Below are 12993 nucleotides of genomic sequence, written 5' to 3' on the forward strand. Positions count from 1 at the left end.
GAAAGAGGTGTTCACTGTGGCAACCGTCCCGGAAGCGGGGCAGGAAGGCGCGCCGTGAAAAGCTGTGGAGGTGTGTGGGTCATCAGAAGGGGGGCAGTCTACAAAACGCAGGTGCAAAGGGGAAGCGGGGGGGCAACCCATCTCATGGCCGCCCCGCCCGCTGTTCTTGGAACTCCCCGGTCCTGCTGTGCTGCCAGGGGTTTACTTCTTGGTCAGCCCGCTCCACAGCAGCGAGGTCATGGGGTTGAAGGTGGCCTTGGTGCGGCCCTCACCGCCCAGACGGCTGCTGTGGAAGATGTAGTTCACGGGCGCGGGCACCAGAATGTAAGGAGCCTGCTCGTAGGCGCGGTTGCCCACCAGGGTGTAGAGGCGGTTGCGCTCGGCCGCGTTGATGGTGCTGCGGGCCTGCTTGAGCCACTTGTCCACGCTGGCGTCCTTCCAGTTGCTGCGCGGGCTGTAGTAGCCGTCGCTGGCGTAGAAAGTGTACATGAAGTTGTCGGCGTCGGCGTAATCAGGCGCCCAGCCCACCAGAATCATGGCTTCCTCGCCCTTGCGGGAGTCGCTGAGCATCTCGCTCCACTGCTTGGACTGGATGTTCACGCGGAACTTGGGGTTCAGCGACTCGATGTTCTTCTTGAGGATTTCCATCGCGGTCTGCGACGCAGGGGTATTGGCGCGGTAGTTGGCCGTCAGCACAAAGCCGTTCTTCCAGAGCTCTCCGCCCCAGGCGCGCTTGAAGTACTGGGTGGCCTTGGCCGCGTCAAAGGAGTAGGTCTTGACCTTGGGATCGTAGCCGGGGAAGCTGTCGGGCAGCAGCATGGTGCGCTGCATTCCCTTGCCCTTCTGCACGTCCTTGATGTAGCCCTCGTAGTCAAAGGCGTAGGAGAAGCCGCGGCGCACGTTCACGTCGCTGAAGAAGTTGGCCGGAATGCCCTTGCCGTCCAGCTTGCCGCTGCCCAGCAGGCCGGTGCCCTTGCCCTGAATGTTCTCGTTCATGAAGATGGCGGTGGCGGTGGTGTTGGGCAGGTCGTCCACCCAGGTCACGCCGGGTTTGCCCTTGATCTGCGCCTCGTCGACGGCGCGGCCCGAACCCTCGATGATGTCGGCGTCGCCGCGCAGCAGTGCCTGCTGACGGGCGGCCAGTTCCGGCACCTTCTGACGAATCACGTTCTTGATGGTGGGCTTCTTGCCCCAGTAGCCGTCGAAAGCCTGGAACAGGTGGTTGTTGGCGTCGGCGCGCACCAGCTTGTAAGGGCCAGTCCCGTTGGGCTTCTTGCTCAGCTCGCTGCCGGTCAGGTCCTTGCCGATCCAGTCCTTCCAGGTCTTCTCGGTGCCGTCCCACTCGCCGATCTTGGCGCTGTAGCCCTTTTCCACGATGGCCATGCCGGTGTAGGCCAGCTTGGCCAGGAAAGCGGGATCCACGGCAGGCAGCGTGAAGATCAGCTGGCCGTTGTTGTTGCACTCCACGGACTTGTCGATCTTGGCCCAGGTGATGCTCTTGTCGTCGGCGGCGTTGCTGCCGGTGCCCAGCAGGGCCTCGGCCAGGAACCAGTTGCCGCTGGCGCCGCTGTTGGTGACCAGGTTGCGCTCGAAGGTGTACTCGGCGTCGGCGCAGGTCATGGTGGCGCCGCTGTGGAACTTGACGTTCTTGCGCAGATCAAAGGTGTAGGTCTTGCCGCCGTTGCTCGGGGTCCATTTGGTGGCCAGCAGCGGCACCAGCTTGGTCAGGCTCGCGCCGTCATAGGTGAGGAGCGTTTCGTACATGTTGTCCACGAGCGCCGAGGACGACGTGTCGTAGGTCACGCCCGGGTCCATGGTGGGCACGTCACCGGCCGACTGAATGACCAGGGTATCGGCGGGGGACGCAGCCAGCGCGGCGGAAATAACGAGGAATGAGCTGAGAGCGGCCAACTTTTTGGTGGGTTTCTTCATGGAGCCTCCTGAAAGGGGTTGACGGGTGGGGTGGGAGAGCCAACAAAAACGCAAAGGTCGAAGTTGCCCGGCCTGTCACCTGTCTAGTGTTTGAACGGGCGCATCATAGCGTAGGTCAATCGGCTCTGTGTGAACTGGGCCAGCATCTGCTGAAGAGGGTGGGGGGGGCGGGGGATCCCGTCCAGCCCTGCTGGGCCCAGCAGTCAGACGTGAATCCGCAAAAATGGTGCTCCGTGCCGCCTCACGGTCCGGTGCAACCCATGTCGTACACACGGCCGTCCCTTCACGGCCCATACCCCCTGCTTTCATCGTCAACCGTCGTCCTGGCAGGACGCGCTGTGGAGAGCACGGCACACCGCTGCATGCCCCCATTCTCAGACCGGTGCTGGTACCCTGAGCGCCATGTTCCGCCTTCCCCAGCTGCTGTCACCGCGTCTTGTATTGGTGGGTCTGGCTCTGGCCGCCACCTCATGCGCCCCGCGCGTCACCCTGCCGCAAACCCAGATCAGCTCCGGCGTCAGCGTCAATGGCCGGTTGTTGACTGTCACGCTCGTTAACCTTGGGCCGCACGATCTGCTGCTGAAGAACGACTGCCCACGTCCTTTCAGGCTCAGCGTGCAGGACGCGGCCACAACCGGGCAGCCGGAGCTGAAGTACGGGCAGTTTCAGGTGTGCGTGGCGTCGTACCTGCCGCCCAGGGCGTGGAACATCGGCGAGCGCATCGAGGCCGTGGTGGAGTTTCCCCAGGACACCGGCCTGCGCACGCTGGAGGCCCAGGCCAGCATCAACGTCAAGCTGGCCTCGGAAGGCATGGGGGCCGATGGATTCCGCACGGTGCAGGTGAAAGTGCCGGCCTTTCAGGTGAACATCCAGTAGGCCGGAAGCGCCGCCTCACAGACGCGCCTCTCCCACTCGGTATGAAAAGGCCCTCTTCACGCGAAGAGGGCTGCATGATGACTGGCGTTGGGGGTTTCAAGCCATCTGCAAGGGACTGCTGAGCGCCGCCGCCTGCGGTTCCAGCCGGGGCACTTCCGGCAGCGGCTGGCCGTCCGCGCCCAGGATCTGGCCGTAGAGCATGTGCGGGGTGCTGTGGCCAATGCGCACGGAGTAGACGCCCGCACCGTCCGCGCCGATGGCCTTGGGGACCACAGTGGGGTGGTTGCCGCGCGTGTGGCCTTCCAGAAAGCCCTCGCTGTGAGCGTCGCCGCGCAGCAGCACCTCCTGCACGGTACCCACCTTGCCCGCATTCTTCAGCTTGCTCCACTCCTTTTGCTTGACGATCAGGCGCTGCAGACGCTCGGTCTTCAGCTCGCGCGGCAGGTCCGCGAAGTGCTTGTAGCTGGGCGTGCCGGGGCGCGGCGAGTAGATGAACATGTAGGCGCTATCAAACCCCACCTCGTCGTACAGGCTCAGGGTGTCCTGGAAGTCTTCCTCGGTCTCGCCGGGAAAGCCCACGATGATGTCGGTGGCCAGCACCACGTTCGGCAGGTGCTTCTTGATGTCCGCGATATGGCCCAGGTATTTCTCGCGGGTGTACTCGCGGGCCATGCGCCGCAGCACGCGGCTGCTGCCGCTCTGCACCGGCAGATGTACGAAGTCGCAGACGGCGGGCGTCTCGGCCATTGCGGCGGCCACGTCCTCGGTGAAGTTCATCGGGTGGCTGGTGGTGAACTTGATGCGGCGCACGCCGCTTCCGCCCACCAGCCGCAGCAGATCGGCGAACGACGGGTACCCGGCCAGCCGTGCGCCACCGTCGACGCCGTAAGCGTTGACGTTCTGGCCCAGCAGCGTGACTTCCTGCACGCCGGCTGCGAGTTGCAGGTCCAGCTCCCTGAGAATGTCGTCGGGCGAGCGGCTGACCTGCGGGCCGCGCGTGGTGGGCACGATGCAGTAGGTGCAGTGGTGGTCACAGCCGCGCATGATGGTCAGGTGCGCCTGCAACCGGCCGGTGGGCGACGGTGGGATGTGTCCATGCAGCTCATCCTTGAACTGCAGGCCCCAGAAGCGGCCGTTGCTCTCCAGCGCCGCGCCGATGTCCAGCAGGCTGCCCGGCCCCAGCAGCACGTCCACCTCGAACTTGCGGGCCATCTGTTGGCCCTCTTCCAGCTGTGCCAGACAGCCCATCATGCCCACCACCAGCGGGCGCTGGGCCTTGACCTTCCGCAGTTGCCCCAGCAGGCTGCGGACCTTGTCCACCGGTTTGCCGCGCACCGCACAGGTATTCACCAGCACGAAATCGGCCTCGTCAATGCTCTCCACCAGATCCGCGCCGAAGCTGACCAGTTGCGACTGGACCAGATGCGTGTCGTACTCGTTCATCTGACACCCGTAGGTGATCATGTGTGCCTTCATGTCTGCTGTTCTCCTCTCAGCCTGACGGATGGATTCCGGGGCCTTTCTCGCGCCCGGCGCTGGGCGTGACAGTGGAGTGTAGCGCGTGGGCGGCACGGCAAGGCAGCCCGCGTACCAGCGGACAGGGCGGACACAAGACCGGTATCCCCGGCCCTCCACCCTTCGGCGGACGTGCCGGCCCGGCCCAGGCGCTAGGATGCTGCGATTTTTGGCTGCTTTCTCTTCCCCGCCCCACCCCACCGCTAGGATGTGCTTTGTGACCGACCCGAACCGCGCTCCATTGCCTCAGCCTGCCCCGCCCTCCCCCGTTCCCGTGACCGCGACGACCCTGCCGCCCGCCACGCGCCATCCATGGACCCCGCTGCTGCTGGGGCTGATCGCCCTGTCGCTGATTCCGGCGCTGCTGCTGGCCTTCGGGCGCGTGCAGTACGAGCAGTCCCAGAAAACGGCGGCGCTGGTCATGGACTATCCGGCGCTGGTCACGCAGGCCCGCCGCTTCGGGCTGGAGCCGCAGGCACTGCTGGACCGCTACCGGGCGCTGGGCGTGAACGGCGTGGCGCTGTACGAGGACACCATCGCCAGCCTGATCCAGCGCGGCGAGGTCTACCTGAAAAACGGCTCGGACCTGGCGATGGACTTTCCGGGACAGGGCGTGAAGACCAACGCGGTGTATATGCAGACCGCGCCGGGGGTGCAGCCCGGCGACATCACGGACCGCTACACCATTCCCACCCGCACGGTGCAGATCGGTGGGCAGACCTGGACCGAATGGCCCACGGACCCCACCTTCTTGCCTGCCGGGCCGGACAAGGAGAAGATCGAGGCCTTCAAGACGCAGGGCCTGACGCTGGTCTACCGCCCCTACCAGGATGACGCGGTGCCGGCTACCAGGGTGGGTGCCGACTGGCCGGACGTGCCGTTCATCGCCTTCACGGGCGACGAGGTGATCGGGTCACGCACGCCGGAACTGCTGGCACAGGTGGACAGGGCGATGGGCCAGCGCCTGCCCGCCATCATCGAGGGCAATATTCAATCGGGGCTGGACACGCTGGTGGAAAAACACGGCGGGGTGCGCCTGTTCGCGCTTTCGCCTGCCTATCAGAACAAGCTCGATCCGCTGGACGTGGCCAGCAAGTACAACTTGGCCGCCCGTGAGCGCGGGATGCGCCTGCTGTACCTGCGCCCCTACCCCACCATCAACGAGACCGAGGCGATGCTGGGCCGCACGCAGCAGTTGCTGGCCCGCTCCGGAATCACACTGGAAACGCCGCAGGTCGGCACCTTCACGCCCAGCCCGCTGCTGCGGGGCCTGAGCGTCGTGGGGCCGCTGGCGGCGCTGCTGCTGCTGGGCCTGAGCCTGCCGCTCTCACGGCTGGGGCTGCTCGCGGCGGCGGGGGTGGCGCTGGTGGCCTTTAGTCTGAACGCGCTGCACCCCTTCTCGGGCGCCGCCCTGGTGGCCGCCGTGACCTTCCCGGCGCTGGGCCTGGTGCTGCGGCGCTCACGCGTGACCGACTGGTTCGTGGCCACGGGGCTGAGCCTGGTGGGCGTGCTGTTCGTCTCGGCGCTGGGAGCCAGCCGCGAGAGCACGCTGGGTCTGGAGCCGTTCCGTGGGGTGGGCCTGACCCTGCTGCTGCCACTGATGCTGGTGGCGCTGAGCTTCCTGCCGCGCCAGGACATCCGCAAGACGGCGACCGACATCTACGCCGCGCCCATCCGGCTGGGCGACGTGGCCGTGATGGCCCTGGGGCTGATCCTGCTGTCGCTGGTCTTCGAGCGGCGCGGCAACACCACCGGCGGCCCGGTCAGCGACTTCGAGGCGTCGCTGCGGCGTGACGTGCAGGACTCGGTCATCCGCCCGCGCTTCAAGGAGATCGCCACGCACCCGCTGGCGCTGCTGGGCCTCAGCGGCACGCTGCCCGGCTACTTCAGCGGGCTGCTGATCCTGGCAGGCGTGGTGGGGCAATCCAGCATCCTGAACACCTTCTCGCACTTTCACACGCCGCTGCTGATCAGCGCGGCGCGTGTGTTTATCGGACTGGGACTGGGGCTGCTGCTGGGCGGCGTCGCCATCGGGCTGCTGCGCTACGGAATGCGGCTGTGGACCACTTCCGGCTCACCGCGCGCCGCCAGGGGGCAGGCATGACCCGCCGGGTGGCCGTCAGCGGCTACTACGGCTTCGGCAACACCGGCGACGAGGCCATTGCGCTGGCCATCACCCGCGAGATCAAAAAACGCGGCCTGACGCCCCTGCTGCTCTCGAACACGCCCCAGGCCTCGGCCCAGACCTTCGGCAGCGAGGCGGCGGCGCGCATGAGACCGCTGCCGCTGCTGTCGGCCCTGGCCCGCTCGCAGGTGCTGCTCAGCGGGGGCGGCGGCCTTCTTCAGGACAGGACCAGCGCCCGGACCCTCAGCTACTACCTGGGCGTGATCCGTCTGGCCCGGCTGATGGGCAAGCGCGTGGTGATCTTTAACCAGAGCGTCGGGCCGCTGTCCCCGGAGGGAGGGCGCAAGGTGGCCGCCGCCCTGGCGGGACTCCGGATCATCGTGCGCGACGGGGGCAGCCTGGAAGTCCTGGAAGGCCTGGGCCTGCGGGCGGAATTGGGGGGCGATCCGGCCCTGCTGCTGTCGCCCACGCCGGAATTAACGCGTGACCTGCAGGGCGTGATCATCGCCCCGCGCGGGGACGTGGTGCAGGCGCTGGAGCCGCTGCAGCAGGTCACCGCGCAGCTGCGTCAGGCGGGGCGGCACGTCACCGCCCTGAGCTTCATGCCGGACCACGACGACGCGGCCGCGCACGCCCTAGGGGCCCACCACGTGGTGAGCACCCGCGATCCGCAGACGGCGCTGGACGCCATTGCCCGCAGCGGCTACGTGATCGGCGTGCGCCTGCATGCCCTGATCCTGGCCGCCGCCGCCGGGACGCCTTTTTCCGGCATTGCCTACGACCCCAAGGTGCAGGGCTTCTGCGCCGACGCGGGCGCACCCAGCCACCCGCTTCCCCCGGCAGCGGCCCTGCTGACGGAAGAGGCCGTCCGCCGCGTCACCCCCGACTGGAACGCCATCGAGGACATGAAACTGCGCGCCGCCCACAGCTTCAGCCGGGCGCTGAGCTAGGGCAGTCGCCCGAAGGGTGGACTACACCTGAACGGACAAATGCTCCGGTCCGCCCACGTTAATCAGCGCCGCAGGGTGGTCCAGCACGGTAGTTCAGGCAGGCTCAGGCCCGCGGCTTCACGTACGCCGCCAGGGCCGCCAGGGCGCTGGTCAGCACCGCCAGCCCCACCGCGCGCGCAAAGTGCGTGATGCCGGACAGCCCCAGCTGACCGCTCACGGCGTGTTCCAGGCTGCCTACCGAGCGCAGCCACAGCGGCGCCGTGGACCCCAGCGAGGCGAAAGCCCCCAGCGTCAGGACAGCCAGTGCCACCGCCAGCACCATCAGAACCACGGTCATAAGCCACATCAGGGCGCGCATCAGTGCGGCGTCCCCATCACGCGGATCCTGGTCTGTCGGTCATCGGGGGGCATTCTATTCAAAGTGTCTTTCAGGACAGCGAAGAAAGTCACACCTCGCCCCCCTGGCCCCCATCCGGCAGGCGGCTGTGTGCCCTGTGGGCGGTACCCTGTAAGTGTGAGTCTGCCTGCCCGTGTCCGCGTGACCCGTCCGCCCCTGCCGCTGGCCCCCGCCCTGCATGCTGCCGCCGCCCGGCTGTGTCCCGGCGCCCCGCTGGAGCGCTTGCACAGCGCCGCCCTGGCCATTGCCGGGGGGGCCGTCATCGGCGCGCATCTGGTCTGGACCGACGGCGAGATGCAGGCCCTGGCGACGGTATGGCGCGGACGTGGCATTGAGGAGGCGCTGACGCGGGCAGTGGCCGAGCAAAGTTGAGGCAGTCTCTCCCTTCCGCTCCTGCCTCAGTCCCTTCCTAACGCCCGTTAGGCCCGCGCGTGGCATCATGGCCCCATACGGAGGCCAAGCGCATGAGCGAGCAACACACACCCAAGCTGGACGCCTGGAAGGCGCTGGCCCGCAAGGACCTGAAGGGCGCGGAGCCCGAAACCCTGAACCGCACGACGCCCGAGGGGCTGACCCTGAAGGCGCTGTACACCCGAGCCGACCTGCCCGAAGGCGCGGCCGACACCCTGCCTGGCCTGCCCCCCTACACGCGCGGGCCGCGCGCCACCATGTACGCCGCCCGCCCGTGGACCATCCGGCAGTACGCGGGCTTTTCCACCGCCGAGGCCAGCAATGCCTTTTACCGCCGCAACCTGGCCGCCGGGCAAAAGGGCCTGTCGGTGGCCTTTGATCTCGCCACGCACCGGGGTTACGACTCGGACCACCCGCGCGTGCAGGGCGACGTGGGCAAGGCCGGGGTCGCCATTGACTCGGTCGAGGACATGAAACTGCTGTTCGACGGCATTCCCCTGGACCAGATGTCGGTGTCCATGACCATGAACGGCGCGGTGCTGCCGATTCTGGCCGGATACATCGTGGCCGGGCAGGAGGGCGGGGCCAGGCTGGATCAGCTCTCAGGCACCATCCAGAACGACATTCTCAAGGAGTTCATGGTCCGCAACACCTACATCTACCCGCCGGAACCCTCGATGCGGATTGTGGCGGACATCATCGAGTTCACGGCGCAGCAGATGCCGCGCTTCAATTCCATCTCCATCAGCGGCTACCACCTGCAGGAGGCGGGCGCAAACGCCGCGCTGGAACTGGCCTACACCCTGGCCGACGGTCTGGAATATGTGCGGGCGGCGCTGGCCAAGGGGCTGAACGTGGATGCCTTCGCCCCACGCCTGTCGTTCTTCTTTGCCATCGGCATGAACTTCTACACCGAGGTTGCCAAGCTGCGGGCGGCCCGGCTGCTGTGGGACGAGATCATGACGGGTTTTGACCCCAAAAACCCCATGAGCCGCGCCCTGCGGACCCACTGTCAGACCAGTGGCTGGTCTCTGACCGAGCAGGACCCCTACAACAACGTGGTGCGAACGGCGGTGGAGGCGATGGCCGCCGTGTTCGGCGGCACCCAGAGCCTGCACACCAACGCCTTCGACGAGGCGATTGGCCTGCCCACCGAGTTCTCGGCCCGGATTGCCCGCAACACCCAGCTGCTGATTCAGGAGGAAACCGGCATCAGTGACGTGGTGGACCCCTGGGGCGGCAGTTACCTGATGGAACGTCTGACCTTTGATCTGGCCGAAAAGGCCCGCGAGCTGATGCGCGAGGTGGAGGAACTGGGCGGCATGGCAAAAGCCATCGAGGCCGGGATTCCCAAACTGAGGATCGAGGAAAGCGCGGCCCGCAAACAGGCCCGCATCGACCGGGGCGAGGACGTGATTGTGGGCGTCAACAAGTACCAGCTCCAGGAACAGACGCCCGTGGAGCTGCTGGAGATTGACAACGACGCGGTGAGGGAGTCGCAGATCGCGCGGCTGAATCGGGTGAAAGCCGAGCGTGATCCGGAGGCTGTCAAGTTTGCCCTGGACGCGCTGGAAAACGCCGCCCGCACCGGAGACGGCAACCTGCTGGCCCTGTCGGTGGAAGCCATGCGCGCCCGCTGCACGGTGGGTGAGGTGTCGGACGCCCTGGAACGGGTGTGGGGCCGCCACAGCGCCGAGGTCCGTACCCTGAGCGGCGTGTACGCCCAGGGCTACGCCGGGGACGAGGGCTTCGCGGCCCTGCAGGGCGACATTGAGGCCTTTGCCGAGGCCGAGGGCCGCCGCCCGCGCATGCTGGTGGTCAAGATGGGGCAGGACGGCCACGACCGGGGCGCCAAGGTGATCGCCACCGGCTTTGCCGATCTGGGCTTCGACGTGGACGTGGGCCCGCTGTTCCAGACCCCCGACGAGGCCGCGCGGCAGGCCGTGGAGAACGACGTGCATGTGATCGGCGTCAGCTCTCAGGCGGCGGGGCATAAAACGTTGATTCCGCAACTGATCGCTGCGTTGAAGGCTCAGGACGCGGGCGACATTCTGGTGATCGCAGGCGGCGTGATTCCCCAGCAGGATTACGCGGCGCTGCGTGAAGCGGGTGTGGCTGGGATCTTCGGCCCCGGCACCCCGATCCTGACCAGCGCGCGCGAGGTGCTGCGGCTGTTGCGACAGCGGAATAGCGATAGATGATTACGCCCTTGACAGAATGAGCATTGTGGGCTAAGCTGCTGTTGAAGCCCAATTCAACAGGAGGCACAACCCATGTTCCAGCCGCAGACGTTCGCCCCCGTCGTGCCACCGCCCATTGCTGCGGGAGAACCCATCTGGGTGGATCTCATCACGCCTGCGCCGCAGGCAGCGCGCGACTTTTACGCCGCCCTGTTCGGCTGGGAATATCAGCTCTGGGAGGAGATGGGCGGGTATGCCACTGCCCACCGTGCGGGCAATAAGGTGGCCGGCATCTCGCCGCCGCCGCCGCAAGGGCTGAAGGGCTCCCCCGGTTGGCGGGTCAGCTTCGCCAGCGAAGACATTCACGCCGATGCCGCACGCATCGCAGCGCTGGGTGGACACACCGAGTCTGGCCCGATGCAGATCGGCAATCAGGGTCACATGGGCCAGTTCAGCGATCCCGACGGGGCCTCCTTCGGGCTGTGGCAGGATGATCGGCACGGCGGCTTCGCGGCGTATGACGGGCCGGGCCGCCTGGTCTGGGCCGAGGTGAACACCCGCAATGCCGAAGGTGCCGTGGACTTCTACGCCTCAGTGCTCGGGGCCACCAGCACCCCAATGCCCCAGGGGACCTACCATACCCTGCAACACGGCGGGCAGTCCTTCGCGGGCGTGTCGGGCAACGCGCAGAACTGGAACGCCGTGGGCGCAGCAGGCTGGATGGTGTATTTCTACGCCGACGACGTGGACCAGACTGTGCAGCGGGCCGAACAGGCTGGAGGCAAGGTGCTGGTGCCCCCCTTCGACATGGATTTTGGCCGCATGGCCGTGCTGTCCGATCCGGCGGGCGCGGTCTTCTCGGTCATGAATCCGCGGCCGGCGGGCGCGTAGACCGTCCAGTCCCCCACCGCCCCGCCCAAGTGGTGGGGCTTTCTCTATGATTGGGCGCATGTCCGTCCATCCCCTCGCTGCGCCCCTCTTGGCCGGCAGCCGCCGCGCGCTGGCCCGCGCCATCACCCTGAGCGAGTCCACCCGCGCCGATCACGAGGCGCAGGCCCAGCAGCTGCTTTCGGAAGTTGCGCCGCATGCCGGGCAGTCCATTCGGGTGGGACTGACCGGGGTCCCGGGCGTGGGCAAGTCCACCTTTATCGAGGCGCTGGGTGTCCATCTGGCCGATGCGGGGCGCCGGGTGGCGGTGCTGGCGGTGGACCCCAGCAGCGCCCGCACCGGCGGCAGCATCATGGGCGACAAGACCCGGATGCCCCGGCTGACCGTCCATCCGGGCGCCTACATCCGTCCCAGCCCGGCGGGGGGCAATCTGGGCGGCGTGGCCCGGCGCACCCGCGAGGCCATCACGCTGTGCGAGGCGGCAGGCTACGACACGGTGTTGGTGGAGACCGTAGGCGTGGGCCAGAGTGAGACGCAGGTGGCTGCCATGACCGATCTGTTCGTGCTGCTCACGTTGCCCAACGCCGGGGACGAATTGCAGGGCATCAAGCGCGGGATCATGGAACTGGCCGACGTGTGCGTGGTGAACAAGGCCGACAGCGCCCCGAAGGCGGCGGTGCGCGCCCAGACTGAGCTGCGCGCCGCCCTGCGGCTGCTGACCCCACACGACGCCCCCTGGCGGCCCCGTGCGCTGCGGGCCTCCGCCCTGACCGGCGAGGGCGTGCCGGAGGTGTGGGCAGCGGTACTGGACTACGTGGCGGAGATAGATGTGACGGCCAAGCGCCGCACCCAGACCGCCCAGTGGTTCGACGAGCTGCTGCGCGAGGCGGCCTGGAGAACCTTCCGGGACAGCCTGGATCTGCACAGACTCCAGCAGCTTCGCGCCGAGGTGGAGGCCGGAACCCTCACGGCCATTCAGGGTGTGGCCGCGCTCACGGCCCGCTGAGACCGGTCTCGGTGGTCGCCGCGCTCGGTTTGCCCGGCGACACCCATGGGTTGCCCCGCAGCAGAAAACGCCAGGGCAGATCAGCCCCCCGGCGCAGGCCCACGCGGGCCGTAACTTCCACTTCCGAATCCGGCACCGCCTGACCCGGCAGGATGTAGAAAGCTGGAGTGTCAACCGGCTGGCCGGCCAGTTCCGGCGTCAATCCCAGCGCCGTCACCAGCTTGGCGGGGCCATTGCTCAGGTCTAGCGCGCGTCTGACGGACCGCAACTCGCGCATCCGCGCCTCGCTCAGCAGCGGCTCGGCGGCCCGAATCAGGATGGACGCCTGCACCCCGGAGGGGCGGCAGACCACGTTGAGCAGCGCCTGCCGGTAGGCGTGGTGGAAGTACACGCGGCCCGGTTCGCCGCCCATCGCCGCCGCCGCGCCGGGCAGCCGTGCGATCACATGGCAGCTGGGGTCACGCGGGCAGTCGTACCCCTCGGTTTCGACGATGCGGGCGGCCAGCACCGCGCCATCCTCCAGTACGCGCACCAGCACCGCGCCCATCAGCGAACGCGCCACGTCCACCGGGTCACCCGCAAAGGCCTCCGGCTTCAGTGCCCGATCATGGCCGACGTCCACGACGGAAAAGGACATGCCCCGCAGCGTAGGGGGCAGGCGTGCCCGTCTGTGCAGCGCGGCTTACGCAATCTGCTGCAGCGGGCCGCAACCT

At 67.4% G+C, this 12993-nt stretch carries 11 protein-coding genes; 7 read left to right on the forward strand and 4 right to left on the reverse strand.

Annotated features, from left to right (window positions below; translation table 11 throughout):
• Positions 1 to 201: 201 nt before the first annotated feature.
• Positions 202 to 1932 carry an ABC transporter substrate-binding protein gene (locus tag IEY31_RS00530; protein WP_188967958.1) on the reverse strand — a complete coding sequence of 577 codons (1731 nt, stop codon included), beginning with the start codon at positions 1930 to 1932 and terminating at the stop codon, positions 202 to 204.
• 402 nt (positions 1933 to 2334) lie between these two features.
• Between IEY31_RS00530 and IEY31_RS00535 the strand changes: the two genes are divergently transcribed.
• Positions 2335 to 2808: a hypothetical protein gene (locus tag IEY31_RS00535; RefSeq protein ID WP_188967960.1), complete on the forward strand. Its 474-nt coding sequence runs from the start codon at positions 2335 to 2337 to the stop codon at positions 2806 to 2808.
• Between the two features lie 96 nt (positions 2809 to 2904).
• Here IEY31_RS00535 and miaB read toward each other — a convergent pair whose 3' ends face one another.
• Positions 2905 to 4284 (reverse strand): tRNA (N6-isopentenyl adenosine(37)-C2)-methylthiotransferase MiaB, encoded by a 1380-nt coding sequence (gene miaB / locus IEY31_RS00540; protein WP_188967962.1) that lies wholly within the window; start codon positions 4282 to 4284, stop codon positions 2905 to 2907.
• Between the two features lie 247 nt (positions 4285 to 4531).
• On the opposite strand from miaB, the gene IEY31_RS00545 reads away from it, so the two are divergent.
• Both IEY31_RS00545 and csaB read left to right on the forward strand, forming a co-directional pair.
• Positions 4532 to 6427 (forward strand): DUF5693 family protein, encoded by a 1896-nt coding sequence (locus IEY31_RS00545; protein ID WP_373289085.1) that lies wholly within the window; start codon positions 4532 to 4534, stop codon positions 6425 to 6427.
• Positions 6424 to 7398 (forward strand): polysaccharide pyruvyl transferase CsaB, encoded by a 975-nt coding sequence (csaB, locus tag IEY31_RS00550; protein WP_188967964.1) that lies wholly within the window; start codon positions 6424 to 6426, stop codon positions 7396 to 7398. Before IEY31_RS00545 ends, csaB begins: the two co-directional genes overlap by 4 nt.
• A 103-nt stretch (positions 7399 to 7501) precedes the next feature.
• On the opposite strand, the gene IEY31_RS00555 is transcribed toward csaB, so the two are convergent.
• Entirely contained in the window at positions 7502 to 7735 is a 234-nt protein-coding gene (locus IEY31_RS00555) for a hypothetical protein (RefSeq protein ID WP_229723223.1), read from the reverse strand.
• 177 nt (positions 7736 to 7912) lie between these two features.
• Here IEY31_RS00555 and IEY31_RS00560 point away from each other — a divergent pair, with 177 nt between their 5' ends.
• From IEY31_RS00560 to meaB, 4 genes are all read left to right on the forward strand, one after another.
• The gene (locus IEY31_RS00560) at positions 7913 to 8167 is read left to right on the forward strand and encodes a hypothetical protein (protein WP_188967968.1); all 255 of its coding nucleotides are present in this window, start codon (positions 7913 to 7915) and stop codon (positions 8165 to 8167) included.
• A 92-nt stretch (positions 8168 to 8259) separates the two neighbouring features.
• Positions 8260 to 10407 (forward strand): methylmalonyl-CoA mutase, encoded by a 2148-nt coding sequence (gene scpA / locus IEY31_RS00565; protein ID WP_188967970.1) that lies wholly within the window; start codon positions 8260 to 8262, stop codon positions 10405 to 10407.
• 72 nt (positions 10408 to 10479) lie between these two features.
• Positions 10480 to 11277, forward strand: coding sequence for a VOC family protein (locus IEY31_RS00570; RefSeq protein ID WP_188967972.1), 798 nt, complete (start codon positions 10480 to 10482; stop codon positions 11275 to 11277).
• Between the two features lie 58 nt (positions 11278 to 11335).
• Positions 11336 to 12280 (forward strand): methylmalonyl Co-A mutase-associated GTPase MeaB, encoded by a 945-nt coding sequence (meaB, locus tag IEY31_RS00575; RefSeq protein WP_188967974.1) that lies wholly within the window; start codon positions 11336 to 11338, stop codon positions 12278 to 12280.
• On the opposite strand, the gene IEY31_RS00580 is transcribed toward meaB, so the two are convergent.
• Positions 12267 to 12917 carry a DNA-3-methyladenine glycosylase gene (locus IEY31_RS00580; RefSeq protein WP_188967976.1) on the reverse strand — a complete coding sequence of 217 codons (651 nt, stop codon included), beginning with the start codon at positions 12915 to 12917 and terminating at the stop codon, positions 12267 to 12269. The genes meaB and IEY31_RS00580 overlap by 14 nt on opposite strands.
• Between the last annotated feature and the right edge of the window lie 76 nt (positions 12918 to 12993).

It is taken from the genome of Deinococcus aerolatus, from assembly GCF_014647055.1.
GTDB lineage: Bacteria > Deinococcota > Deinococci > Deinococcales > Deinococcaceae > Deinococcus > Deinococcus aerolatus.

Excerpts from the sequence above, each read along its gene's own strand:
- miaB (WP_188967962.1), bottom strand. The coding sequence starts at position 4,284 with ATGAAGGCACACATGATCACCTACGGGTGTCAGATGAACGAGTACGAC.
- IEY31_RS00580 (WP_188967976.1), bottom strand. The coding sequence starts at position 12,917 with ATGTCCTTTTCCGTCGTGGACGTCGGCCATGATCGGGCACTGAAGCCG.
- IEY31_RS00530 (WP_188967958.1), bottom strand. The coding sequence starts at position 1,932 with ATGAAGAAACCCACCAAAAAGTTGGCCGCTCTCAGCTCATTCCTCGTT.
- csaB (WP_188967964.1), top strand. The coding sequence starts at position 6,424 with ATGACCCGCCGGGTGGCCGTCAGCGGCTACTACGGCTTCGGCAACACC.
- IEY31_RS00555 (WP_229723223.1), bottom strand. The coding sequence starts at position 7,735 with ATGACCGTGGTTCTGATGGTGCTGGCGGTGGCACTGGCTGTCCTGACG.
- IEY31_RS00535 (WP_188967960.1), top strand. The coding sequence starts at position 2,335 with ATGTTCCGCCTTCCCCAGCTGCTGTCACCGCGTCTTGTATTGGTGGGT.
- scpA (WP_188967970.1), top strand. The coding sequence starts at position 8,260 with ATGAGCGAGCAACACACACCCAAGCTGGACGCCTGGAAGGCGCTGGCC.
- meaB (WP_188967974.1), top strand. The coding sequence starts at position 11,336 with ATGTCCGTCCATCCCCTCGCTGCGCCCCTCTTGGCCGGCAGCCGCCGC.
- IEY31_RS00545 (WP_373289085.1), top strand. The coding sequence starts at position 4,532 with ATGTGCTTTGTGACCGACCCGAACCGCGCTCCATTGCCTCAGCCTGCC.
- IEY31_RS00570 (WP_188967972.1), top strand. The coding sequence starts at position 10,480 with ATGTTCCAGCCGCAGACGTTCGCCCCCGTCGTGCCACCGCCCATTGCT.